Consider the following 24,671-nt stretch of genomic DNA (forward strand, 5'->3'; position numbering starts at 1 on the left):
ATCAATAAAAAAATGTAAATTTGAACAGAAATTAGCTCATTATTTTGTGGCACATCATGACCGGAATTAGTGGCACATCATGACTGGAATATACACAAATAGGAAAAAAATCGAAATTTACAATTATACTCTGCTGTAGCTTGAATAAATGTGATCGGACTTTTTGTTTACATCTATCTTATTGCCAAAAACAAAATAGAAAAATTAAAACTGCCTACACTACTAAAATCAGAATTGTGAAGTAACCTCATGGAACATTGGCAAATGAGGTAAATAAGACTATGGATTTTGTTGAAACACAGGATTTACCGACAGCTAACAATAAAGAAATCATAGTCATCAATCTGGATACCATCTACAATAAAAAACGAAATAATTCCAAAGAAGACAGTAGCATAGAAACCGGAATTTTGTTTGTATCGAATCTAAAAGAAATGCTGTCGTGGTTTAAAACAGATTCCAAAACTAACGATCGTAGGGATTAGATGTTATCAATTGCTCCATTCTTCAAGAAACTAAAAAAAACATACTATTTCGTATCCTCCAATAGCTATTATTCAACATAAAAAACACCGTAAGTGTAGTTTAATTGCCCTCACTTTCAAAAAAACTGAAAAAATAAATCACAAATAAAGTCCAGTAATAACGGGGTCGGACTCCCATTTGAAGTAATAAATTTAAAAAATAGACTACACAATGTGGGAAACCGTATTCTAGTTATAAAAGGAACGATTACTTTTGATACTGAATCCAACAAAAGATTTAAAACAAAAATCACATTCCCTAAATAACTGACATTATTATGTTTAACAAAGTTTTAGTTGCCGAAGATTTAGATACAATCAGTGTCGCAGTAGTTCAAGCGTTAGAAAAACTTTCTATAGCAGAAATTCATAGCACAAAATACTGTGATGATGCCTTTTTGAAAATCAAAAAAGCCATTCATGATAATGCACCTTACGACCTCATGATTAGTGATTTATCATTTAAAAGTGATCATCGGGAGGATAAATTGACCTCCGGCGAAGAACTTATAGAAGCGGTAAAGAAAATACAACCCGATATCAAGACCATCATATTTTCCATTGAAGACAAGTCTTTCCGTATAAAATCACTCTTTAATAATTTAGGAATTAACGCCTACGTCTGCAAAGGGAGAGATAGCATCGAGGAACTTCAAACAGCAATTCAACGCATCTATGACAATGAAGAAGTTAAAATTTCAAACGAGCTAGCACTAACTTTAAGAGACAAAACCCTTTTTGAAATTGAATCCTATGATATTTCTCTGTTAAAATCTTTATCCAAAGGATTAACTGTAGAGGATATTTCTACTGAATTCAAAGATTCTGGAATTATTCCTAATGGCAATAGCAGTTTAGAAAAACGCATAAACAAACTAAAAGTTTATTTTAAAGCCAACAATAATGTTCATTTAATAGCCATTACTAAGGATTTAGGGTTAGTTTAAAATCTTTAGAAGATAAATTATGCAATGCTATCCTGGTTTTGGTTTTATTTCATTACTGTTTAGGAACAGCTCTGTTGTTGCTTCAAATACCATTACATCTGATGGTACAATAAAAAAAATGCTTTACGGCATTCCGTAAAGAACTAGATTTAAAAGGTATTAGGTTTACGACTTCAAACCCAAATCAAATACAAATGACACGTTTTACTACAAATGACTTAGCATTTTCAGGATATTCCACAACTGTTGATAGTAACAAAAATCATGAAACCCCTGATTTAAATTACGTCAATAAAACAGATGAAAAGAATGTAACTGATTTTTGCAATGCGTTTTTAGAAAATTATAATGTTGCTCAAACTAAGGCTAATTTTCAAAAAGTAGAAACATTTTTACAACATCCATATTTAGAACACGCCGTTTGCAGCGCTCACTTGTCAGATTGGATTGCTAGCAACTGGATAAAAAGAGTACTTTAAATAATTATAAATATAAAACACTTATTTACAGTGTTTTATATTATTTATACTAAATCAATGTGTTTTATTTTTACTGCAATACGGTTACCCGTAAACTAAACCGATTTAGTACTACTAATTTTGATGTGTTCCAATATTCTAACAAAAATAGAACATGAAGCAAAACGAAACAAAATCACCCTTGCACCTGTCAAAAATAAGAAAAGAGGAAAGTATACCTGACAAATGGACTAATACAATAAACGATTATGATAATTACATAAAAGAGTACATCAAGCACTATAAAAAAGCACTGAAAGGAAATTCTAATTCCACAACAAGATATCCTTATTTAAAAGCCAAATCCGAAAGCTTGAGTAAGAGGCTGAGTAAAGCACAAAAAAAAGGATTACTAAAGGAAAAGCAATTACAAAAAATCTTGAGAATTCAATTGAAAATAGTTAACGCCTGCTGTGAATAACAAAGACATGAGAAAAATTATTGTTGTAACTGTATTAATATTTATTGCATTATTTGCTCTTCCACTAAAAAAAAAATATATCCCCAAAAAGGAATCCACCTATATCAAAACTAATATTAAAGTAGATGCACCAGATTTGATTATGAACAATACTAACGAAAATGATGTGCTTGAAGAAAAAGATAAAAAATTTAAGGATTCCAGTATATTTTATCAAACTCCAAAACCTGCTTTCATTCAGCACGAAACTGATACTATAAAAAGCATTATATATTCTAGAAACAAAAAAGGCAAAATGATGTATCGCAAAAATACTAGTGAGAGTATATTAAAATAATACAGCTAGGTAAAATAAGAAAATTAACAACACCTAACGTTTAAATAAAGTGAAAAAATAAACATGAATACATTCCCGTTTTTAACTATTAACCTATTCTTTTCTATACAAATAGCAGTAATGATTTTGGGTGCAACATGCATTATTTATTTAGTCTATAACATCTGGAAGAGCCGATAAAAAAAGAGATTTTAAAAACTTTAAAATAAGGATTTTCCGCAAATCAAAAAATACCAAAATTACTCAACAACTCCAATACTAAAAATGAATTTAAAGTACACATTCGATGAACTAAGTTTAGAAAAAAATAAACTTATTTTAAGTTCTAGGAATAAGGACCAAAAAGCAATCTTATTTTCTGAATTAGATGAGATCTATATTTCTGTTCATAAATTTCCCTCGCTACTTGAACTTGTACCATTTTTATTTTTAATTATAATTGCGACTTTGTGCCTTTTATACTTATCCCTTGAAATAATGCTTTTTCTTCCACCACTACTTATTGTTACCTTTATTGTAAAAATGAATGACTATAAAAGTTATGCATTAAAAATACGTTTAAAAAACGGTGTTTTCTTTACAAAAAAAGTCCCGCTAAAGCTAAAACACGAAACTTTAGATATTATAAGCGACATTCGGAAGCAAATTTATAACTACCGAATCGACAATTAAAAACAGCAAGTTCCAGTTATTTTTATAACATAGTTTTTAGCAACCGCATTCACTTGCTTTACCGTCTTGGCAAAAATGCTCAAACAAATTTTCATAAAAACTAAAGGCTTTAGATTTTCTTTTTATCAAACAATAAGCGTTAATTTGAATATTACTATATGTACCTCCAATTAAATGAAATCGCTCCTTTCTCTCCTGCTTTTCCTAATGTATTGTTCTGGATTTTCGCAAACCAAACTTCTTTCTTGGAACATTGAAAACTTTGGCAAATCAAAATCAGAAGCAAGCATAAACTACATTGCCAATACAATGAAAAATTATGACATTATCGCTATTCAAGAAGTGGTAGCGGGTCATGGTGGTCCACAAGCAGTAGCAAGGCTCGCAGACGAACTCAATCGTAAAGGAGCCAAATGGGATTACGTAATTAGTGATCCAACTAGCAGTACCGCCTATAAAACGGAACGCTATGCTTTTCTATGGAAAACGAGTAAGGTAAAAAAGATAGGTAAAGCGTGGCTGGAAAAAAAATACCAATTGGAAATCGACCGTGAACCCTATTTTTGTACCTTTCAATATGACAGCAAACAATTTACAATAGTTAACTATCATGCCATTACTCAAAAGAGACAGCCTGAAACGGAGATTAAATACTTTAAATTTTTGCCGGAGGAATACGCCACTTTAAATTTAATTTTTACCGGCGATTTTAATTGTCCACAATCGCATACGGTTTTTATTCCTTTGAAGAAAATGGGCTATGAGTCACTTCTAATTGACCAGAAAACGTCACTGAAACAAGAATGTAAAAAAGACAATTGCCTCGCTTCGGAATTTGACAATATCTATTTCAAATCTTCAAAAATCAATACGTTAAATTCGGGGATTATTCACTTTTACGAGAATTTTTCAACGTTAAAGGAGGCCAGAATAATTTCGGATCATATACCAATTTGGTTTGAATTTTCTTTGAATTGACACACTACGTAAAACGCTCTTTAAACAAAGAGTATTAGTCGAAAACTTCAAAATTTTCTCCATCAAAACTGGCAAAAACCATACTAGGATGAGAATCCTGATGCCACATATTTCCCTGACCATCAATTGCAATCGCTCCGGCAAAACCATCATAGGGTTTAAGTTCGCTAAAAGTTTTAGTAAAGGCTTCCTGTAACGAAAAACCATCTGAAACGCGCGTTACAATTTTTGCTGCGGTAGCATTACTAACGATATTTTCGCCTACGCCTGTTAAACTTACGCCACAAAATGCATTCGCATAATTCCCTGCTACAGTTGCCGAGTCGGAGATTCTACCTGGAATTTCAAAACCTTTACCTCCTGTTGAAGTAGCTGCTGCAATTTTATTATTTGAATCTAAAGCCACACATCCAACCGTTCCTATTCCATTTGCTTTACGCTTCGCCTCATATTCCACTCGACGTTGTGTAATTTCAGTTGAAAAAGCAGGAAAACCATGTACTCTTGCAAAACTGGTAGCGCCACTTCCACCCAAAACTCTATCATCATATTGCATTAATATTTGAGCAACCTGAACTGGATTTTTAACCTTTTCAATATTAATTACACCACTCATTCTCTGCGTATCGCCATTCATAATGGCGGCACTCATCCTAATTTCCCCATCGCTTTGTATTTGAGAACCCGTTCCCGCATTAAACAACTCATCATCCTCGAGAAGTGTGACAGCATGCACTACGGTTTCTAAAGCTGAATGTGATTTTAAAAATTCATAGGAATCTTTAACAATTCGTTCTAATGCTGTTTGTTTAGCAACTTTAGTTTCGGGGTTGGTTGATGATTCTGAAAAAAAACCACCATGAATAATTAGCTTCATAATTGATTGAAAATTTTAAATCGGTACTTTTTAACTATTACAAATAATGGGAGGATTGAATGTGCATTTTATGCGTTTCAAGGTTATAAGTATCAAATTTGCTCATAACATGAGTCACTAAATGTGAAATGGATATAGGCTGCCCTAATTCAACTTTTGTTAAATTAGTATCTTTTATTTCGCGACCATCAACTAAAATGACCAAGCCAGAACCTATTGCTTCCATTTCTCGATTATTAGTAATCAACAAACCCGTATCTTCTCCAAGACCTATTCCAAGTATTCTAGGGTTGCCAACAACAGCTTGAAAAAGTCTGCCAATTCTGCCACGTTGAACGAAATGGGTGTCGATAATCACACCATCTATTAATCCCAGTCCACTAGAGATTTTCACTTCTCCTTTCAATAAAGCTTCTGAACTACTTCCTTGATAAATCATGTTATTAGATGCTGCCGCAGCTCCAGCCGAAGTTCCTGCATAAATAAATTCCTCATTATGGTATTTATCCAATAAAATATCATGAAAAGGAGTCCCTCCAAGAATGGATGATAATCGCAATTGATCTCCTCCTGTAAACATCACAATATCTGCTGCTTTTAACCGAGCCAAAACCTCTTCATCAGCAGCTTGCTCTCGTCTCTCGATCGTAAGTATATCTACGTTCTTAGCATTCAAGTACTCGAATGCTTTCACATATTCAGGACCGATTTCCTTTGGTATAACTGAAGCTGTGGTGATAATTTCTATCCGTGATTTCTCTTTGTGTTTAGATTCATTTATGATTCTTTTTAAAATGCCAGCCTCAAAGAAGTTTAAGTTGTTTGCTGCATTTTTATCTAAATTGGTTTCTGTAAAACTCCCTTTATCTACCGCACCACCTATTATTATAAGTTTTCCTAATATATTCATTTGGTAAAAATAACCAAAAAGATAAAAAGAGCCTTTGAAGTTGCGTTTTTTTTTAATTATTTAGCAATGATAGCACTTACAAAAGATTATATCTTAGACAGTCTTTACGTTATTTACTGCCCTATATTACTTGATTTGACATTGAATTTAAAGGCATTTAACCTCGTGTAAAATTTTACTTTTTATGAATTAGTCCTGAATCATAAAATTCATTCAAAAAAAACAATTGGGGTACGCTAAACAAATCACGCGAAGCGTTTCACTTGATTTTAAAAATAAATTTTGATTCCTATTCTAAAAAACTTTAATTTAGGAGCAGTGTAGTGCATTTAGATGGATTGAATAGAATGTACTTTACTTTTTTTCAAATCAATACAGGTTGATACTTTGGAACTACACTTCTAAATTCAACCATTTTTTATATAAGTAATAATTTTTCCATTTTATGAAAATAATCAAAGTACAAGCCCTTCGTGGCCCGAATATCTGGAGTATTCAAAGAAAAAAATTAATCCAAATGCGTTTGGATTTGGAGGAAATGGAACAATTTCCAACCAATAAAATAGACGGTTTCAAAGAACGAATTGAAGCTATGTTTCCTTCAATGATTGAACACCGTTGTTCTGAAGGTTGCCGTGGCGGTTTCTTTTCAAGAGTAGAACGCGGGACTTGGATGGGACATGTAATCGAACATATTGCCCTTGAAATTCAATCTCTTGCAGGAATGGAAACCGGTTTTGGAAGGACTAGAGAAACGAAAACTCTTGGAACATACAACGTCGTTTTTAGTTATACCGAAGAAAATGTGGGTCTCTTTGCTGCAGAATCATCAGTTGCCATTGCCGAAGCCCTAATTGCAGGAACAGAATATGATTTGAATGCCGACTTGCAGAAAATGCGTGAAATTCGCGAACGTGTGCGACTTGGACCCAGTACGGGAAGTATTGTAGAAGAAGCTGTTTCCAGAGATATACCTTGGATACGTCTTGGAACAAATTCTTTAGTACAACTTGGATATGGAGTTAATCAAATGCGTTTTCAGGCAACAATCACCTGTAAAACCAGCAGCATTGCCGTTGATATTGCTTGTAACAAAGAGCAAACAAAAAAAATGTTAGACATGGCTTCTATTCCTGTTGCCAATGGAAGCATTTGTACTGACGAAGAAGGACTGGCTGAAACTATAAAAAAGATTGGTTATCCCATTGTATTAAAACCTTTGGATGGTAATCATGGAAAAGGAGCATCTATAAATGTTACCAATTGGGAAGATGCTGTTTCAGGGTTGTCTTTTGCACAAGTGTATGGCAAACGTGTTATTGTCGAAAAGTTCATAACCGGTTTCGATTTTAGAATATTGGTTATCGATAATAAACTCGTGGCTGCCGCAAAAAGAGTTCCTGCTCATGTAATAGGAAATGGAACGGATACTATTCAGCAATTAATTGAGACTACTAATTTAGATCCAAGAAGAGGATATGGACATGAAAATGTATTGACTCAAATCGATGTTGACAGGGATACTGAAGATTTATTGGAAAAACTAAACTATACATTGGAAACCATTCCAAGAATTGGTGAAATTGTTTTCCTAAAATCTACTGCCAATTTAAGTACTGGTGGAACTTCTGTAGATGTTACTGATATGATGCACCCGGAAAATATCTTTCTTGCTGAAAGAATTTCAAGAGTAATTGGACTCGATGTTTGTGGAGTCGATATAATGGCTGAAAATCTAACACAACCTTTAAAAGAAAATGGTGGTGTAATTCTGGAAGTCAATGCAGCTCCAGGGTTTAGGATGCATCTCGCACCTTCTGAAGGATTACCTAGAAATGTTGCCGCCCCAGTAATTGACATGCTGTATCCCCCCGGAAAATCATGTCGAATTCCTATTATTGCTGTTACAGGAACGAATGGTAAAACCACCACCACCCGACTTTTAGCCCATATTGTGAAAAATAATGGTTTTAAAGTAGGATTCACTACCTCAGATGGGATTTATGTTCAAAACCACATGATGGAAAAAGGAGATACTACAGGACCTCTTAGTGCTGAATATATATTACGAGATCCAACAGTAGAATTTGCCGTTTTGGAAACAGCGAGAGGCGGAATTCTGCGTTCTGGTTTGGGCTTTAGTCTTTGTGACATTGGAGTTATCACTAATATTCAGGAAGATCATTTAGGTATCAGTGACATCCATACTTTAGAGGATTTGGCAAAAGTAAAAGCCACTGTAGTAAAAAGTATCAGAAAAAATGGATGGGCTGTTTTAAACGGTGATGATCCCCATTGTGTGAAATTAGGCAATGACCTGAACTGCAATGTCGCTTATTTTAGTTTGGATGAGGACAGTGAATTCATCAAAAAGCTTTGTGCTGAAGGAAAAACCGTTGCCGTTTATGAAAACGGATACATTACTATCAAAAAAGGAGAATGGAAAATTCGAATTGAGCGCGCCACTCACGTTCCACTAACTTTAGGTGGAAAGGCAAAATTCATGATCGCTAATGTGCTTGCGGCAACTTTAGCCAGTTATTTATGGGGTTTTAAAACAGAAGATATTAGTTTATCGCTACAAACTTTTATTCCAAGTGCCGCACAAACTCCAGGAAGGATGAATATTTTTGAATTCAAAAAGTTTAAAGTCCTTATCGATTTTGCTCACAATGCATCAGGCTACAAAGGTGTTGAAGAATACCTGCAAAGTGTAGATGCGACCAAAAAAATTGGAATCATAGCTGGTGTTGGGGATCGACGTGACGAGGACATCAGAGAATGTGCCAATATCGCAGCCCGAATGTTTGACCACATTATCATCCGACAAGAAAAATACCTGCGAGGAAGAACGGAAGACGAGATTATAGAATTAATTTTAGAAGGAATAAAGAGTTCTGGAAAATCAGTAACCTATGAGATAATTCCCAAAGAGACGGAAGCCATTAAACACGCCATAAATAGTGCTGAGGAAGGAAGTTTTATTACCGCTTTGAGCGACGTAGTTGCCAACGCAATTGAAATCGTACAAGAATATTTAGACAAAGAAAACGAGCACGGAATTATTTAAAAGAATTCCTTATTACCAATAAAAGCGACTGTGAAAAGTCGCTTTTATTTTTAAAATTAGCATGGTAAACTATTATTTAATGCTTTCATTCTGAAACTAACCTGCTGGCATTTTTGCCAATTTTACTGGCGGAACATTTCGCTTTCACCAAAATTAAAAACGCAACATTACTATTTTATTTTACATACTATGTTTTCAACTTTTTCTTTCTAGCAGCTGGAAACAGAACATTATTTAAAATCAAGCGATAACCCGGTGAGTTAGCATGCAGATCTAAAACTGTGGGTGCATCGCCAACTTGGTGTTGAAAATCCTCTGGATCATGTCCTCCATAAAAGGTGAACATGCCTTTCCCTTTTTGGCCATGAATGTAACGTGCCTCACCATTCAGCTCGCAAGTACCCATCAACAGCACATTGGACTTTATTAAAGAAGCATCAAATGCAGTAGTTTGTCCCATGAATCCTTTCACCAACTGGGTGTGATTCTGACACAACATACTTGGAATTGGGTCCCACTTTGCAGAAAATTCCATCAAAGTAAAATAATCCTTCTCCATTGGTACTCGCCTTTTTGAAGTCATATCAATATCCGAAAATTCATATTGCTCAGGCCTTCTTTCCAAAGTAAAATCTTTGAAGGCAAAAGAACTACCATAGTTCATTTTAGCTTGGTAATTTCCCTCACTTGGATCTCCATCAAACATGGCTTCACAAATATCAACACCATCTGCAGCTAAAGAGATATCAAAACTATCCGTTGCAGAACACATAGCAAACATGAATCCTCCTCCAATTACAAAATCTCTAATTTTCTTGACTACAGCTCCTTTTTCGTGCGATACTTTTGAGTAGCCTAATTTCGTAGCCAATGATTCGGCCTCTTTCTTTTGCTCGATATACCATGGCACATTTTTATAAGCCCCATAAAACTTTCCATATTGTCCTGTAAAATCTTCGTGATGCAAATGCAACCAATCGTAAAGTAGCAGCTGATCGCTCAACACTTCCTCATCATATATAGGGGTAAAAGGAATTTCGGCAAAGGTCAAAACTAATGTGACTGCATCATCCCAAGGTTGTTTTCCCTTGGGTGTATACACAGCAATTTTAGGTGCTTTTTCCAATACTACGGATTCCATATTCTGTGAAGGACTAGCGATTTCATTTGATATTGAAACTTGTTCTGCATCTGAGATAATCTCAAAACTAACTCCCCGAATCTGGCATTCCTTTCGAATTTCCATGGCATCAGGAAGCAAAAAAGATCCACCGCGGTAATTTAGTAACCAGCTCGCTTTGTAATTCTTCTCCAAACACCAAAAGGTAATCCCATATGCTTTTAAGTGATTTTGCTGCGTACTTTCATCCATTGGAACCAAAAGAAAAGAGGCTTTAGCAGCTATTACCGATAGAAAAACTAAAAGACATATAATTTTTTTGAACATAGTAGAATAGTTTATATAAATCAAAGATAGAAAGTACGTGCTTCAAATAATCAAAATTTAACTTTTAAATCAACTATTAAAGCGACTTTAAAAGTAAAAACACGTAAAAATACGCATAGCCAAACTATATCTAAAATATAAATTTGCAGATATCCCTTAATCATCCACCATGAAATATTTAACAATGAATTCAAACGAAAACAACGACCCGTTAAATCTTATGAATGTATTAAAAAAAATAGGATTATGTTTTTTAGTAATTCTCATCATCCTCTTTTACACTCTTTGCTATCAACAACTTAGTTTATAGTTGATTTAAAAAAAAATATTTTGAAAAATTATCATACTTCTCTGTCACAGGAAATTCTACTGATTGCTAAATCTCAGGAAGATACAAGTTCGCTGAGAAGACAACTCTTTTATATTCGGCAATCCAAACTAGAGAAGAGTTTAGACACTGATGATTTGAAAAAGACTTTTTGGATTAATATTTATAATGCGTTTTACCTTATTATTTCAAAAGATACGCCAGATCATCTCTCTATCTACAAATGGAAAAGAATAAAAATTGCACGATCTCAATTTTCATTAGATGATATTGAGCATGGTATTTTACGGAAATTAAAATTTAAACTAGGATTTGGATTTTTTACCAATCCATTTTACTCTAATGCAATAAAAATGCTATCTGTAAATCAGTTAGACTACCGAATTCACTTTGCATTACGGAGTATTACATTAGAAAATACTTTAATTGACTATTATGATTGTGAAAATATAGAAAAACAGTTAAAACAGGTTACCCACGATTTCATTCACTCAGAAACTCAAATGGATTCTACCTTGAAATTAGTTAGAACATCAAAATTTTTATTGTTATATTTTCGTGATTTTGGTGGAATGAGCGCAGTTAAAAACTTATTAAGAAGGACTTTAAAAACGGACTTTAAAGGATATACAATACAGTTCAAAAACACAGAAAAAATAGAAAAAATCGGCAATGTATCTTAACTTATCTTTCTGGAACAACACTATTTTTTAACTCCTACTATTAAAGATCAAATACCATAATTTCATTTTGAACCGCATAGACTACTAATCCGGCTATATTTCTGGATTCGGTTTTCAATAGTAGATTATTCCGATGTCCTTCTACGGTCCGTGGGCTTATAAAAAGGTCTTCTGCAATTTCAATTGTACTTTTTTGAGAGCAAATGAGTTTAAGCACATCCATCTCTCGAGTAGTTAGAAAGTTATTATCAAAAATACTTTTTGTCTTTTTGGAGGTCAGGACATCATCTTGGATAATTTTCATGACATCATCTGTGTAATAAAATCCTTTTAAGGCAACCTCATTTATAGTAGTTATCAATTCCAAAGGTGTCGCGTTCTTTATTAGATAGGAAACAGCACCTACATCTATCATATTTGCAACGAAAGATTTAGAATTATAACTCGTTAAAGCAATAATTTTAAGCTTTGGAAATTCCGCATGTATAATCTTTGTCGCTTCAACACCATTTATTCCTGGCATTTTTAAGTCCATGATTATAATGTCTGGATGATTATTTCTGTTGTTTTGAAGAAAATCAATTAGTTCTTCTCCATCAGCAGCTTCAAAAATAATATCAATATTTTTTTCACGACTCAACAAAAATGAAATTCCCTTTCTAAAAAGAATCTCATCATCCACCAGTATTATTTTTATAGTTTTACTCATTTTTTAAAAATTAAAAACTACCGAAACTCCTTTATTTATTGCTGACTCCAAGGTCATTTTACCATTTAAAAAAGTAATTCTGCTTTCTATATTTTTCATTCCTAAGCCCTTTTTATTTGCGTCGGATTTCATTTCAAAACCAATTCCATTATCTGAATAAGAACATTTTTTGACACCATTACTTTCTTCAAAAAGAACAGCGATACTAGTGGCTTTTCCATGTCGAAGTGAATTATTCATTAGCTCTTGCAAAATTCTAAAAACGTGCAATTGTCTATCAATGTCTCTGATATCAAATGTAGTTTTGTTTTCATAATTTACTTTTACAGCTTTAGAACTGCTAAACTCCAAACATAATTCTTCGACACCGGCATGAAGTCCAAATTTTTCTAAAACGGGAGGCAATAAGCCGTGCGCAATTTTTCTTGAGTTATCTAAAGCTTTCCCAGTGAGATTGATAATGTTTGCTGTAATTTCATGAATCTCGTTTGAAGATAAATTAGGCGTGGTCAATAAATGAGAGTTCAGTGAAACAATATTCAGTTTTGAGCTGATGTCATCATGCAAATCTTGTGCAATACGCTTACGTTCCTCTTCTTGAGTAATAATGACGGCACTTAAAAGTTCTTTTTGATACTGGATTTCTAAATCCTTTTTTTCTAATTCCTTTTGAATAATTTTCTTTCTCGAAAAATAGAAAAATAGGACTAAAACCAATCCCATTAAAAGAAAAACGCTAAAACTATAAATTAGTATTTCAATTATTTCACTTTCTTGTAGCGTATTTACTTTCATAGAGTAGTATTGATTTCTTTTTTAGAAAAACTTTTTTTCCATTCTACAAGAATAAAAATTTGATATACGATATATAAAACTGCGTTTAAGATCCAGGGGATTTTATTTAGCTTAGGGCTTAAGGAGGTCATTAAATTTCCAACTAAAAATAAAACTGTACTTCCTGACAAGTAAATCAAAATCCCTAAATTGACATAATAAAACTCCTTATTTTTACCTAATAAATTATACAAATGAAATGTTGCAAAAATGATAAGTAAAAATGAAGTGACAAAAATTTCAAACAAATTGAATCTAAAAAACACACTGGGATTATAACCATATTGAATGCCTAAAAGGCATAAGCCAAAAACCAATCCTCTTTCTATTACTCTTTTTTGAAAACTATTTTTTATAATTGTTAAATAAAAAAAACTTAAAAAAACAAACTGCCCAACAAAATAAAAATGAGATAGGAAAAGATTATTTATTGCAAAATTAAAAAAAACACCCGATGTAATTTGAATCACGAAAACAAATAATAAATAAGACGTAAAAACACGAAAAGCTTTCCCTCTTATTGAAAAGCCTTTAATAAATAATATTAAATTTATTAATAAAAAAACATACCCAATATTTATAAACAGATTTATCATTTAAAATTTATTGAATCATAGGACTAGAAGGATCACATGCGGTTGGACATGGAGCTGTAAAATCATAAATGTCATCTTCGGCTCCTGCTGAATTTCCAACCCCAACAGTAATCATATCTACATAAATTCCTGTTTCTGGATTAAATTTTGTTCCTACAATCATTAATTTTTCAACGCCTGCATCATCTACTCCAATATAAGCTCTCACGGCATCTACTCCTTCTACTAATACTTCCAGTAAATCAACTTTTGGAATCAAAAAAGCATTCACATGATGGTGTTTGTTGTAATTCCCTTCTCGTTTAGTCCAACGTTTGGCCCATTTTTGTGCCGTTTTTAATGGAATAGCATTTACCGTTTTTGTTTGTTTTTGGTTTTCAGAAGCAGTTTCTAGTGACATCTATTTTTTGGTTTTGGTTAACTCTATTTATTAATTAAAAAATCATCAGCTAAACTACTATTTTTTATTGTTTTAACAAAATACATCCTAACATTACAAAATTAAAAAGCCTAAACTAGATTACTAATTTAGGCTTTTTAATACTTTATTTTAAAACGAGATCACTTTCTAAAAAGGAACGTCGCTGTCATCATCTGGGTCATTCAAATTACTTCCAAAAGCATCATTAGCAGAAGGTAAATTTTTAGTTATAAAAGGATTGTCATCCTGATTCATACTGGATGGTAAATCATCATAGCCACCGCTGTAATCTTCCAGATTATCAAACTTTCCTAAATGTCCAATAAACTTCAATCGAACATTTTCAATACTACCGTTACGGTGTTTTGCAATCATTATTTCTGCTTGACCAGCAGTTGGAGATGCTTCATCATCATCCCATTCGTCAATTTTGTAGTATTCGGGACGGTATAAGAAAGATACAATATCCGCATCTTGCTCAATCGCTCCAGATTCACGTAAATCAGATAATAACGGTCTTTTGCTGGATCCACGCGTTTCAACCGCACGCGATAATTGAGATAGGGCAATCACAGGAACATTTAACTCCTTTGCTAATGCCTTTAAGTTTCGGGATATTGTAGAAATCTCCTGCTCTCTATTTCCTCCTCCTTTACCATTTCCTCCGGCAGTCATCAATTGTAAATAATCGACAATGATAATTCGGATTCCGTGTTGCGAAACTAAACGTCTGGCTTTAGCTCTTAAATCAAAAATCGATAACGAAGGCGTATCATCAATAAACAATGGGGCTTTTTCTAAATTTTTAACTTTGGTACTCAATTGTTCCCATTCGTGTTTTTCCAGTTTTCCGGTACGCAATTTTTCCGAAGACAAACCAGTTTCCGAAGAAATCAAACGGGTGATTAACTGAACCGATGCCATTTCCAGCGAGAATAAAGCAACGGGCATTCCAAAATCAATAGCCATATTTCTAGCCATAGAAAGTACAAATGCAGTTTTACCCATTGCAGGTCTTGCCGCTATGATAATTAAATCACTTGGTTGCCAACCAGAAGTAATCTTATCTAATTTATCAAATCCGGTAGCTACTCCACTCAATCCTTCTTGTCCAGCGATTTCTTCAATTCGTTTTTTGGCTTGCAAAACTAAACTTTGGGCCGTTTCTGAACTTCGTTTGATATTTCCTTGTGTAACCTCGTATAATTTAGACTCGGCTCTGTCTAATAAATCAAAAACATCCGTTGTTTCGTCATAAGAATCTTCAATAATTTCTGTTGAAATCCGAATCAAACTGCGTTGAATAAATTTTTGTAAAATGATTCTAGAGTGAAATTCAATATGTGCGGAAGACGATATCTTTTGCGTAAGCTGAATGAGGTAAAAATCACCCCCTGCCAATTCTAATTTGGCATTTTTCTTGAGTTGCGCAGAAACGGTTAATAAGTCAATAGGCTGTGTTTCTGTAAACAGCTGAACAATAGCTTCAAATATATGTTTGTGTGCTTCTTTATAAAAAGCATCGGGCTGTAAAATGTCAATTACATCATCAACTCCTTTTTTATCAATCATCATGGCACCCAGCACAGCCTCCTCTAAATCGAGAACCTGCGGTTGCAATTTTCCTTTTTCAAGGCTTATTATTGTAGTTTTATCAACCTTAACAGGATTAATATTTCTGAAGTTTTCCATAAAGCGAAAGTAGCGAAAATTAAAAAAAGATAGTCTTTGAGTTGTTACAAATAATTGTTCATAACTAACTATTTTTTGTTTATAACCAAAAAAAATCCGTCTCGTTTGTCAACGAGACGGATTAAATTTCATTTCATAAAAATTTATTCCTTGTACTCGCCCATTTTACTGTACTTATCCATTCTTTGGGCAATTAATTGTTCTGTTGATAACTCTTTCAGCTCATTAAATCCTTTCATAATATATTGCTCTACCGTTTTAAAGGCAGTTTCTCTATCATAATGAGCTCCTCCTAAAGGTTCTGGAATAATATCATCTACTAATTTTTGTTTTTTCATGTCAGCCGAAGTCAATTTCAACGACTCAGCAGCCTGTTCTTTGTATTCCCAGCTTTTCCAAAGAATAGAAGAACATGATTCTGGTGATATAACAGAATACCAAGTATTTTCCATCATATATACTTTGTCACCTACCCCTATTCCTAATGCACCTCCAGAAGCTCCTTCACCAACAATTACAGTAATAATAGGCACTTTTAAGCGAATCATTTCAAATATGTTTCTGGCAATGGCTTCTCCTTGTCCGCGCTCTTCGGCTTCTAATCCTGGGTAAGCACCAGGAGTGTCAATCAAAGTCAAAACAGGAATGCCAAATTTCTCTGCCATTTTCATCAATCGCAACGCTTTTCTATATCCTTCTGGATTGGCCATACCAAAATTACGGAACTGACGCGTTTTAGTATTAAATCCCTTTTGTTGCCCCACAATCATAAACGATTGTCCATCAATTTTTCCTAAACCACCTATCATGGCTTTGTCATCTTTAAAACCTCTGTCTCCAAAAAGTTCCAAAAAAGTATCCCCGCACAGAGCGCGAACGTGATCCATTGTATACGGACGACTTGGATGTCTGGAAAGTTGAACACGTTGCCAAGCAGTCAAGTTTTTATAAATATTTCTTTTAGTCTCTTCTAGTTTTTTGTTGATTTGCTTGCAAGTATTCGTTACATCAACATCTGATTCCTGACCAATAATAAGACATTTGTCTAACTGCTCTTCTAGTTCTTTTATTGGAAGCTCAAAATCTAAATATTCCATAGGATTTTTGCGTTTTTGTTTTTATTTCGAACCACAAATATAAAATTTTAAATCGTTCGAAAAGGTAAATATTCTATTTATGTGTAAAAATTCACTTTGACAAAGTTGGAGTATCTTCTTTCGTTTTACTCTTCTGATAGTGTTTAATTACACCATTTAGGATTACGGTAAGCACTATAATTAGTGCTCCAATGTAAAACTCGAAACTCATTTTCTCTTTTCCCCCTAGGATGAAATAGGCTAAAACAATGCCGTAAACAGGTTCCAAATTAGTGGTTAACATCACAGTATACGGGGTCAATTTCTGCATTACTTTTACCGAGGCCGTGAAGGCATAAGCGGTACAAATTGAAGCCAACACCAAAATTAGAATCCAATTGTTAGTTGTCAAAATAAAAAAGTCTGCAGTAAACTTACCTTCGAATAAAAAGTAAATTGTAATGAAGCCCACGCCAGCCAAAAATTCATAGAAGGAAATCACAGAAGGATCATGATCAGCGATCAGTTTTCCGTTCATCAAAGTAAATAAAACGCCTAATATGATGGACGCCAAAGCATATATCATTCCGTCCAAATAATTTATTTCGACTTTCATAATCAAGGCCAAACCTGCGATGATAATCAATCCAAAGAACACTTCGTACCAGAGCACTTTTCGACCATAAAAAATCGGTTCTAAAATAGAAGCAAAAAAAGCGCCCAGTGAAAAAACAGAAAGTGTAATGGACACGTTAGATACATGAATGGCTTTGAAAAATAAGATCCAATGCAGCGCAATAAGCAAGCCCACAAAAATTAATTTCAAGAAAGATTTTAACGGAATTTTAAATGATTTTTTCTTGAAGATCAAAAACAAAGCTAGAAAAATACCAGCAAAAAACATGCGATACCAAACTAAAGCGTCTGCGGTGATGCTTATTAAGGCACCTAAAATGGCCGTAAAACCCCAAATAAAAACAATTAAATGGAGGTTTAAATAACTTTTTAAATTATCGTTTTGCATTTCGTAATAAATATATGGCTAGAATCCCAAAGGCAATGTTAGGCAACCAAACGGCCAACATAGGGGGAATACTGGATTTTTCGGCTAAAACTCCAAAGATCTTATCAAAAAAGACAAAGGCAAAAGCAAGCGCAATTCCTATGGCGAGATTCGTTCCCATTCCTCCTCTTCTTTTCATCGAAGATACGGCAACAGCAATAATAGTAAGGATAAATGCCGATACTGGAACACTGTATTTCTTATACAAAACCACGAGATATACATTTATATTAGACGAGCCTCGTTCTTTTTCTTTTTCGATAAATGCATTCAATTTCCCCAAACTTAACGTTTCCGCAATGTAAACAACAGGTGTTAAATCCTCTAAATCAAAAGTAAAAACGGCGTCTTTTTGTGGTAATTTTTCAATTTTATCATTCAATTCACCTACTGTCCTTTTAGTATAATCATACATCGTGTAGGTGCTGTCCTTTATGTTATATTTTATTCTTGAGGCAGTAATTTTATGGACTAACTTTTGGTCTTTAAACTTTTCCAATGAAAAATTAAAAGCCGTTTTCGATTCGGTGTTAAAACTATTTACATAAATAAATTCATCATCACTAATTTGGCGGTACACATCCGTATTATCACCACGCATAGCTTCCTTTCCACCACCTTTTAAATAGGTATATCTAAAGTTGTTGAAACCTTCACTGGCTGCAGGAACAACGAAAAAACCCATTAACAAGACAAAGACAGAAACAATTGAAGCACCAATAATGTAGGGTCTTAAGAAGCGGGTGAATGAAATTCCCGAACTTAAGATAGCAATAATCTCTGTATCATTTGCCAGTTTAGATGTAAACCAGATGACTGATAAAAATAAAAATATAGGAAAAAGAGAATTTGCAAAATAAACTGTAAAGTTGTAATAATAGAGTGCAATCTCTAAAAACGGAACTTTATTTTCCAGCATTTTGTTGATCTTCTCGGATACGTCAACAACAATTCCAATAGGTATAAACAACAACAACATCACGGCAAACGTGGCTAAATATCTTTTTAGGATGTATTTATCTATTATTGTTAGCATATTTTTTAGTGATTAGTTAGTAGTCCTTAGTGAATAGTCTCTTTAGCAAATGGTTATATAGTGAAGTGATTATTAGATTACGAGCAACAAAATCTCTCCTATGTAATTAATCATTTTAACTATTTACTAATTACTTTTAACTATTCACTTACAATCTTTGGCTCATATTTTTCACCATCATCTCTTTCCAAGTTCTAAAATCCCCGGCTAAGATATGTTTTCTGGCTTCACGAACCAACCACATATAAAAACCAAGATTATGGATTGTAGCAATTTGTTTTCCCAAATATTCATTGGCTGCAAAAAGGTGTCTTAAATAAGCCTTAGTATATTCTGTATCCACATAAGTGATGGCCATTTCGTCAATAGGCGAAAAATCATCAGCCCATTTTTTATTTTTAATGTTAATCGTTCCATTTGCGGTAAACAACATTCCATTTCTGGCATTTCGCGTCGGCATTACACAGTCAAACATGTCGATTCCCAAGGCAATATTTTCTAGAATATTAATTGGAGTTCCCACGCCCATTAAGTAACGGGGCTTGTCTTCAGGTAAAATTTCACACACTACTTCGGTCATTGCATACATTTCCTCTGCTGGCTCTCCCACTGAAAGTCCACCAATGGCGTTTCCTACCTGGTTCGAATTCGCAATATACTCCGCGGATTGCTGACGTAAATCTTTGTAACAGCTTCCTTGTACAATTGGAAAAAAAGCTTGATTGTAACCGTATTTAGTTGGTACTTTTTCCAAATGATTGACACAGCGGTCTAGCCAGCGGTGTGTCATGTGCATCGAGCGTTGCGCATAACGGTAATCACAAGGATATGGGGTACACTCATCAAAAGCCATGATAATATCAGCGCCAATGGTGCGTTGAATTTCCATCACATTCTCTGGTGTGAAAAAGTGGTATGAACCGTCGATATGCGATTTAAACTTCACGCCTTCTTCCTTAATTTTTCGGTTGGCCGAAAGGGAATACACCTGGTATCCGCCAGAATCCGTCAAAATATTACGGTCCCAATTCATGAATTTATGCAATCCACCCGCTTTCTCCAAGATTTCCGTTTGCGGGCGCAAGTATAAATGGTACGTGTTTCCCAAGATAATATCCGGGTTTATATCTTCTTTCAATTCCCGTTGATGCACCCCTTTTACGGAGGCTACAGTACCTACAGGCATAAAAATTGGGGTTTCAATTACCCCGTGATCAGTAGTTATGCTTCCCGCTCTTGCTTTAGACAGCGGATCTTTTTTTAATAAATCAAACTTCATAGTAACGTTTTACTCCCGACCATTCGGGAGCGCAAAGATAGGTTAATTCGACAATTTGAAAATTAGATAATTACAAAAATAAATTAAGATTTAGAATTTCCTATTAAAAGGTGGTTGCAACACAAAACTTTCCTGTATCTACAAGGGATTATTAGGGTCAAATCTAAATTTATAAGTGACAATTAATCGCCCTAAAATAATGTGGAAGTGTTCGTCGTGAGGGATTACACGTTCCTCTGTGCATTTTTCTTATCATTGGGCTTCCCAACAGCAACTGCAAAACTTGATCCCTCAGCCGATAAGAGTATCCTCACGCATGCCTGTAGAATCTCCCAATCAAAAAACATAAAGAGGCATCTAAACTAAACGACTACTTTCACGATGTTTAGCTTATAATTGAACAACAGTATGTCTATCAAGAAAGAAAACAACCTATTTTGGAGGCATCTCAAAAGAGCCGCAAACTACACCTCGAGAGGTGACTAAATATGAAAAGAGGTGCTCCAAAGGAACACCTCTTTTTAACATTATTTTTTACTATAATTTATTGCGGTTGTACCACTGTGTTTCCATCAAGAATTACGGCAGTTTGTGCTAAGGCTCTTCCATTAAAAGACGCTCCTGTTCTAAAAGTTACTCCTGTCTTTGACAAGATAATACCTTCAAAATGAGAAGTAGTCCCAAAAGAGGCTTGACCCGCTACTTGCCAGAAAATGTTTGAGGCTTTGGCTCCTCCTTGTAAAATCACTCTTGTTGCGGCACTCATTGCTAGATCACCTGAAATCTGGAAAATCCAAACATCATCTGCAGATCCTGAAATGGTAATATTAGATGGTACTGTTACAGCACTAGTCCATTTATAAAGTCCTGGAGTCAATGTTTTTCCACCAATGTTCCCTGCACCCAATTCAAGAAAATTAGGAGATGGACGTCCGGCCGCATCATTGTAAGCTGTAATCATATTTTCAACCGCTGTGGTAAGATTTGTTGATGTTGGAGAAACCATGTCAGCAGCAAATACTTTTCCTGTAACTTGAGCAGCCTTTGCATAACCTGTAAAATCTGTCAAGGAAAATCCTGTGATATATGATGTAGCTGCAGGACTTAACCCTAGGTCACCTGTAATCACAGACGTGGGTACATTAGTAATTGTAGTCTTTGCAAGAATTACATAATTCCCTGCTGAACCAAGACTAACGGCTTTTAAGCCAGCAGTCACATTAGCGGTAGTCGTAAAGTTCCATTGCTTATTTGCACTAATAGCTACTCCTTCTGCACTTTTTACTCCCGTAGTTAATGTAGCGGTGTAAAGTGTGTTCGCTGAAAGTACCGTTAAAGGAACAAACTGTGCAGTTGTACCTGAATACGAAACTGTTCCTAATACTGGATTTCCTGATTGTTTTAATGTAAACGTGGTAGTATTAATGGAGGAAGCATCCATTTGGACACTAAAGTTTACAGAAACAACTTTATTTCTGGCAACATTTGTATCACTATTTAGCGGACTAGTTAAAGCTACAGTAGGCACCGGTGCAGGAGTAGATTGGGTACTCTCGTCATTTGAACAACTCGTAAATAAAACAACCATTGCGATCGCAGCGACTGATAGTAGGTTTTTAATTTTCATGTTTATTTGTGTTTGTGAAGTTATAAATTATCACATTACAAATGTAGGGCTGCCTTAAACGTTTGATGTTACATAACAATACTGTTAAGTTCCATAATTCACACTTTCCTTTTATAAACCTAAAATGGGTATTTTATCAAACTATAGCTGTCATTTGAATGAGGGAACATCACGAAAATTGATTATTCATCTGTGTGTATTTCTTTTCTAAAAGCTTATTTTCGATTCCTACCCTCAATGCTTTATTGCTAATCCAATCATACCATCCAAAAAGACGCTAAAATTCATTAGTAGTATTTTCCACGCCCTAGGTATCCAAACTACGTAAAATATTTTCTAGCGATCTTCCTCTCTCGCTCAATTTGTATTCTACTTTGGGAGGAACCACTGCAAAAACTTTTCTGGAAACAAGGCCATCTTTTTCTAATTCTCTTACGGTTTGGGTAAACATTTTATTAGAAATACCAGAGATTTTCTTTTGCAGTAATCCGGAACGTAAACTGCCATCCAGTAAATGAAATAAAATCAAAGGTTTCCACTTAGTCCCAATTAAACCCATTGTATAATGAAGAGGACAATAATTTTTTAGCTCATTTTAAATTTTAATCAATTAATAATAAATATTTTACTCTTTTAACTAACTATACTACTTTACAGTAGGTTATTGCTATTTATGCCAATATAGCCTAAATTTGTAATCTTATCCAATAACGCATGACGACTCAAACAAATTACCCAAAAGCATTTTCTCATATCGGAATTACAGTTCCTACTATTAAAGAAGCAGTTACGTTTTACTCAGAGGTAATGGGCTGGTACATTATTATGGAACCGTCTATAGTAAAAAAAGAAAAAGAAACAGCCATCGGCCAAATGTGTATTGACGTTTTTGGCGAAGATTGGGAAGAATTTGAAATTGCACATTTAGCAACTTCTGATGGCACAGGAATCGAATTATTCTCGTTCCCTCACGGAATTAAAGAAGCACCAGAATTCAATCCTTTCAATACGGGACTTTTTCATTTTTGCATACAAGATCCAAACATTGAAGATCTTATCGCTAAAATTGTATCTTACGGTGGTAAACAAAGAATGCCTATTCGAGAATATTATCCAAATGAGAAACCTTTTAAAATGTGTTATGTACAAGATCCTTTCGGAATTGTTTTCGAAATCTACACGCACAGTTATGAACTGACCTATTCATCCGGCGCCTATTCAAAATAAAATCAACTAGTTCATAGCTACTATTCAACTTTTAAAATTAAAAAAAAATGAAAAAAAGTCTTCATCTACTCGCCCTTTTAATAGTGTTTGTTTCTTGTAAAGAACCAGCACACGACAAAAGCGACATTGAAACAACAAAGCAAATACAAAGCCGCACAAAAGAAGTTCAACAAGTGGCTGAATTTAAAGGACAACAGGTAACAGGTGTGACCGTGAGCACAACAGGACGGATTTTCGTCAACTTTCCTCGATGGAGAAAAGGCGTTGAAAATTCAGTGGTTGAAATTACCAAAGACAATCAAAAAATAGCTTATCCTAATGAAGAATGGAATTCATGGGAAATTGGAACTGCAGTTGAAGATCAAAAATTTGTAGGTGTACAATCAGTAGTGGCTTTTGAAAACATGCTTTATGTATTAGACACGCGCAGCCCATTGTTTGGTGCCGTTTTAGACGCACCTCGACTTTTTGTATTTAATTTAATTGACAACAAATTAGAGAAAACTTATATATTACAAAAAGGCAGTTATTATCCTAATTCTTACATCAACGATTTACGAGTGGATAAAAAAAACAATAAAATCTATTGTACAGATTCTGGTAGAGCCGGTTTAATTGTATTGGATATGACTTCCGGAAAATCTAGTAGAGTTTTAGACAATCATTTCTCTACAAAAGCGGAGCAATCCTATTTGACTTTCGACAACAAAAAGTGGGTAAATACTATTAATTCTGACGGAATTGCATTAGATACTAAAAACGAATTACTCTATTATCATGCCTTAACGGGTTACAGTTTGTATTCTGTACCCACGAAAGTATTAGCCAATGGAGCTACTAAAGAAGTTGAAAAATCAGTGAAATTAGTAGCAAAAACAGGAGCTTCAGATGGAATGATTTTGGATCATAATGGCACTTTATACTTTGCTGATTTAGAAAATAACAAAATCATGTACCGAAAAAAAGACGGAAGTATTCACACGCTGGTTGAAGGTAAAAAAATCAGATGGGCAGATACCTTTAGCATCTACAACAACTACTTGTATTTTACCAACTCTAGAATTAATGAAGTGACCCCCGATATTTCGAATATGACTTTTACATTAAACAAAATAGCTTTAGATACTAATTAAATAAATTACCTCAGGGCAGAGCCCCAGTTGTATTAGCGAAATAACAGCCACAGATTCACAGATTTTCAATAATCTTTTTTAATATCTCTGAATCTGTGGCTAAAAAAAATCGAAGCAAAGCTTCGAGGAATTAAACCTAAAGAGATTAAAGCGCAAAGTGGCTTGTCAATTCAGGAGTCTATTGGGTTTTAATAACAAAAAGACCGCTTTAAATTTCTTTTAAAGCGGTCTTTTTAGAATTTATTTTTATTTGCTTTTAAGTGTAT

General features: G+C 34.2%; 24 protein-coding genes. 11 read left to right on the forward strand and 13 right to left on the reverse strand.

Going from position 1 to position 24,671, the window contains the following annotated elements; all coding sequences use genetic code 11:
• The first annotated feature begins 281 nt into the window (after positions 1–281).
• From IWX83_RS12870 to IWX83_RS12900, 7 genes are all read left to right on the forward strand, one after another.
• A complete protein-coding gene (locus IWX83_RS12870; protein ID WP_073355180.1) occupies positions 282–485 on the forward strand; it encodes a hypothetical protein in 204 nt (67 codons plus the stop codon).
• Between the two features lie 317 nt (positions 486–802).
• On the forward strand, positions 803–1,471 hold the full coding sequence (locus tag IWX83_RS12875) for a response regulator (RefSeq protein WP_196830181.1): 669 nt from the start codon (positions 803–805) through the stop codon (positions 1,469–1,471).
• A gap of 194 nt (positions 1,472–1,665) precedes the next feature.
• Positions 1,666–1,950, forward strand: a complete 285-nt coding sequence (locus IWX83_RS12880; protein ID WP_196830182.1) for a hypothetical protein — start codon at positions 1,666–1,668, stop codon at positions 1,948–1,950.
• A gap of 154 nt (positions 1,951–2,104) precedes the next feature.
• The gene (locus tag IWX83_RS12885) at positions 2,105–2,410 is read left to right on the forward strand and encodes a hypothetical protein (protein ID WP_196830184.1); all 306 of its coding nucleotides are present in this window, start codon (positions 2,105–2,107) and stop codon (positions 2,408–2,410) included.
• Positions 2,411–2,417: 7 nt separating this feature from the next.
• Positions 2,418–2,747, forward strand: coding sequence for a hypothetical protein (locus IWX83_RS12890; protein ID WP_196830186.1), 330 nt, complete (start codon positions 2,418–2,420; stop codon positions 2,745–2,747).
• A 264-nt stretch (positions 2,748–3,011) separates the two neighbouring features.
• Positions 3,012–3,419 (forward strand): hypothetical protein, encoded by a 408-nt coding sequence (locus IWX83_RS12895; protein ID WP_073351019.1) that lies wholly within the window; start codon positions 3,012–3,014, stop codon positions 3,417–3,419.
• 174 nt (positions 3,420–3,593) lie between these two features.
• On the forward strand, positions 3,594–4,397 hold the full coding sequence (locus IWX83_RS12900; protein ID WP_073351017.1) for an endonuclease/exonuclease/phosphatase family protein: 804 nt from the start codon (positions 3,594–3,596) through the stop codon (positions 4,395–4,397).
• 34 nt (positions 4,398–4,431) lie between these two features.
• On the opposite strand, the gene IWX83_RS12905 is transcribed toward IWX83_RS12900, so the two are convergent.
• Complete coding sequence (locus IWX83_RS12905) at positions 4,432–5,274, reverse strand: isoaspartyl peptidase/L-asparaginase (protein ID WP_196830188.1); 843 nt, start codon at positions 5,272–5,274, stop codon at positions 4,432–4,434.
• Positions 5,275–5,311: 37 nt separating this feature from the next.
• Positions 5,312–6,184, reverse strand: coding sequence for a cyanophycinase (locus tag IWX83_RS12910; protein ID WP_073351013.1), 873 nt, complete (start codon positions 6,182–6,184; stop codon positions 5,312–5,314).
• A 445-nt stretch (positions 6,185–6,629) separates the two neighbouring features.
• On the opposite strand from IWX83_RS12910, the gene cphA reads away from it, so the two are divergent.
• Positions 6,630–9,254, forward strand: coding sequence for a cyanophycin synthetase (cphA, locus tag IWX83_RS12915; RefSeq protein WP_073351011.1), 2,625 nt, complete (start codon positions 6,630–6,632; stop codon positions 9,252–9,254).
• 187 nt (positions 9,255–9,441) lie between these two features.
• Here cphA and IWX83_RS12920 read toward each other — a convergent pair whose 3' ends face one another.
• Positions 9,442–10,701 carry an asparagine synthetase B gene (locus tag IWX83_RS12920; RefSeq protein ID WP_196830190.1) on the reverse strand — a complete coding sequence of 420 codons (1,260 nt, stop codon included), beginning with the start codon at positions 10,699–10,701 and terminating at the stop codon, positions 9,442–9,444.
• Positions 10,702–11,031: 330 nt separating this feature from the next.
• Between IWX83_RS12920 and IWX83_RS12925 the strand changes: the two genes are divergently transcribed.
• The gene (locus tag IWX83_RS12925) at positions 11,032–11,712 is read left to right on the forward strand and encodes a DUF547 domain-containing protein (protein WP_196830192.1); all 681 of its coding nucleotides are present in this window, start codon (positions 11,032–11,034) and stop codon (positions 11,710–11,712) included.
• A 40-nt stretch (positions 11,713–11,752) separates the two neighbouring features.
• On the opposite strand, the gene IWX83_RS12930 is transcribed toward IWX83_RS12925, so the two are convergent.
• The 10 genes from IWX83_RS12930 to IWX83_RS12975 form a co-directional block, all read right to left on the reverse strand.
• Entirely contained in the window at positions 11,753–12,421 is a 669-nt protein-coding gene (locus IWX83_RS12930; RefSeq protein ID WP_196830194.1) for a response regulator transcription factor, read from the reverse strand.
• Positions 12,422–12,424: 3 nt separating this feature from the next.
• Positions 12,425–13,216, reverse strand: coding sequence for a sensor histidine kinase (locus tag IWX83_RS12935; RefSeq protein ID WP_196830196.1), 792 nt, complete (start codon positions 13,214–13,216; stop codon positions 12,425–12,427).
• A gap of 642 nt (positions 13,217–13,858) precedes the next feature.
• Complete coding sequence (locus tag IWX83_RS12940) at positions 13,859–14,251, reverse strand: hypothetical protein (protein WP_073350998.1); 393 nt, start codon at positions 14,249–14,251, stop codon at positions 13,859–13,861.
• 168 nt (positions 14,252–14,419) lie between these two features.
• Entirely contained in the window at positions 14,420–15,964 is a 1,545-nt protein-coding gene (gene dnaB / locus IWX83_RS12945; protein ID WP_073350996.1) for a replicative DNA helicase, read from the reverse strand.
• Between the two features lie 143 nt (positions 15,965–16,107).
• Entirely contained in the window at positions 16,108–17,061 is a 954-nt protein-coding gene (locus tag IWX83_RS12950; protein ID WP_073350994.1) for an acetyl-CoA carboxylase carboxyltransferase subunit alpha, read from the reverse strand.
• Between the two features lie 91 nt (positions 17,062–17,152).
• A complete protein-coding gene (locus IWX83_RS12955) occupies positions 17,153–18,064 on the reverse strand; it encodes a DMT family transporter (protein WP_073350992.1) in 912 nt (303 codons plus the stop codon).
• The gene (locus IWX83_RS12960) at positions 18,051–19,139 is read right to left on the reverse strand and encodes an LptF/LptG family permease (RefSeq protein ID WP_073350990.1); all 1,089 of its coding nucleotides are present in this window, start codon (positions 19,137–19,139) and stop codon (positions 18,051–18,053) included. The genes IWX83_RS12955 and IWX83_RS12960 overlap by 14 nt, the downstream gene beginning before the upstream one ends.
• A gap of 148 nt (positions 19,140–19,287) precedes the next feature.
• Complete coding sequence (gene tgt / locus IWX83_RS12965) at positions 19,288–20,418, reverse strand: tRNA guanosine(34) transglycosylase Tgt (RefSeq protein WP_073350987.1); 1,131 nt, start codon at positions 20,416–20,418, stop codon at positions 19,288–19,290.
• A 544-nt stretch (positions 20,419–20,962) separates the two neighbouring features.
• Positions 20,963–22,045, reverse strand: coding sequence for an ice-binding family protein (locus IWX83_RS12970; protein ID WP_196830198.1), 1,083 nt, complete (start codon positions 22,043–22,045; stop codon positions 20,963–20,965).
• A 307-nt stretch (positions 22,046–22,352) separates the two neighbouring features.
• Positions 22,353–22,604 (reverse strand): helix-turn-helix domain-containing protein, encoded by a 252-nt coding sequence (locus IWX83_RS12975; protein WP_073350983.1) that lies wholly within the window; start codon positions 22,602–22,604, stop codon positions 22,353–22,355.
• Between the two features lie 155 nt (positions 22,605–22,759).
• Between IWX83_RS12975 and IWX83_RS12980 the strand changes: the two genes are divergently transcribed.
• Positions 22,760–23,272 carry a VOC family protein gene (locus IWX83_RS12980; protein WP_073350981.1) on the forward strand — a complete coding sequence of 171 codons (513 nt, stop codon included), beginning with the start codon at positions 22,760–22,762 and terminating at the stop codon, positions 23,270–23,272.
• 47 nt (positions 23,273–23,319) lie between these two features.
• Positions 23,320–24,405: an L-dopachrome tautomerase-related protein gene (locus IWX83_RS12985; protein ID WP_196830199.1), complete on the forward strand. Its 1,086-nt coding sequence runs from the start codon at positions 23,320–23,322 to the stop codon at positions 24,403–24,405.
• Positions 24,406–24,671 lie beyond the last annotated feature (266 nt).

The sequence above is a fragment of the Flavobacterium sp. CG_9.1 genome (assembly GCF_015751645.1).
Classification (GTDB): domain Bacteria; phylum Bacteroidota; class Bacteroidia; order Flavobacteriales; family Flavobacteriaceae; genus Flavobacterium; species Flavobacterium xanthum.

Bases quoted from the DNA above. Each gene is read 5' to 3' on its own strand.
- IWX83_RS12870 (WP_073355180.1), top strand. From the start codon at position 282: ATGGATTTTGTTGAAACACAGGATTTACCGACAGCTAACAATAAAGAA.
- IWX83_RS12875 (WP_196830181.1), top strand. From the start codon at position 803: ATGTTTAACAAAGTTTTAGTTGCCGAAGATTTAGATACAATCAGTGTC.
- IWX83_RS12880 (WP_196830182.1), top strand. From the start codon at position 1,666: ATGACACGTTTTACTACAAATGACTTAGCATTTTCAGGATATTCCACA.
- IWX83_RS12885 (WP_196830184.1), top strand. From the start codon at position 2,105: ATGAAGCAAAACGAAACAAAATCACCCTTGCACCTGTCAAAAATAAGA.
- IWX83_RS12890 (WP_196830186.1), top strand. From the start codon at position 2,418: ATGAGAAAAATTATTGTTGTAACTGTATTAATATTTATTGCATTATTT.
- IWX83_RS12895 (WP_073351019.1), top strand. From the start codon at position 3,012: ATGAATTTAAAGTACACATTCGATGAACTAAGTTTAGAAAAAAATAAA.
- IWX83_RS12900 (WP_073351017.1), top strand. From the start codon at position 3,594: ATGAAATCGCTCCTTTCTCTCCTGCTTTTCCTAATGTATTGTTCTGGA.
- IWX83_RS12905 (WP_196830188.1), bottom strand. From the start codon at position 5,274: ATGAAGCTAATTATTCATGGTGGTTTTTTTTCAGAATCATCAACCAAC.
- IWX83_RS12910 (WP_073351013.1), bottom strand. From the start codon at position 6,184: ATGAATATATTAGGAAAACTTATAATAATAGGTGGTGCGGTAGATAAA.
- cphA (WP_073351011.1), top strand. From the start codon at position 6,630: ATGAAAATAATCAAAGTACAAGCCCTTCGTGGCCCGAATATCTGGAGT.
- IWX83_RS12920 (WP_196830190.1), bottom strand. From the start codon at position 10,701: ATGTTCAAAAAAATTATATGTCTTTTAGTTTTTCTATCGGTAATAGCT.
- IWX83_RS12930 (WP_196830194.1), bottom strand. From the start codon at position 12,421: ATGAGTAAAACTATAAAAATAATACTGGTGGATGATGAGATTCTTTTT.
- IWX83_RS12935 (WP_196830196.1), bottom strand. From the start codon at position 13,216: ATGAAAGTAAATACGCTACAAGAAAGTGAAATAATTGAAATACTAATT.
- IWX83_RS12940 (WP_073350998.1), bottom strand. From the start codon at position 14,251: ATGTCACTAGAAACTGCTTCTGAAAACCAAAAACAAACAAAAACGGTA.
- dnaB (WP_073350996.1), bottom strand. From the start codon at position 15,964: ATGGAAAACTTCAGAAATATTAATCCTGTTAAGGTTGATAAAACTACA.
- IWX83_RS12950 (WP_073350994.1), bottom strand. From the start codon at position 17,061: ATGGAATATTTAGATTTTGAGCTTCCAATAAAAGAACTAGAAGAGCAG.
- IWX83_RS12955 (WP_073350992.1), bottom strand. From the start codon at position 18,064: ATGCAAAACGATAATTTAAAAAGTTATTTAAACCTCCATTTAATTGTT.
- IWX83_RS12960 (WP_073350990.1), bottom strand. From the start codon at position 19,139: ATGCTAACAATAATAGATAAATACATCCTAAAAAGATATTTAGCCACG.
- tgt (WP_073350987.1), bottom strand. From the start codon at position 20,418: ATGAAGTTTGATTTATTAAAAAAAGATCCGCTGTCTAAAGCAAGAGCG.
- IWX83_RS12970 (WP_196830198.1), bottom strand. From the start codon at position 22,045: ATGAAAATTAAAAACCTACTATCAGTCGCTGCGATCGCAATGGTTGTT.
- IWX83_RS12975 (WP_073350983.1), bottom strand. From the start codon at position 22,604: ATGGGTTTAATTGGGACTAAGTGGAAACCTTTGATTTTATTTCATTTA.
- IWX83_RS12980 (WP_073350981.1), top strand. From the start codon at position 22,760: ATGACGACTCAAACAAATTACCCAAAAGCATTTTCTCATATCGGAATT.
- IWX83_RS12985 (WP_196830199.1), top strand. From the start codon at position 23,320: ATGAAAAAAAGTCTTCATCTACTCGCCCTTTTAATAGTGTTTGTTTCT.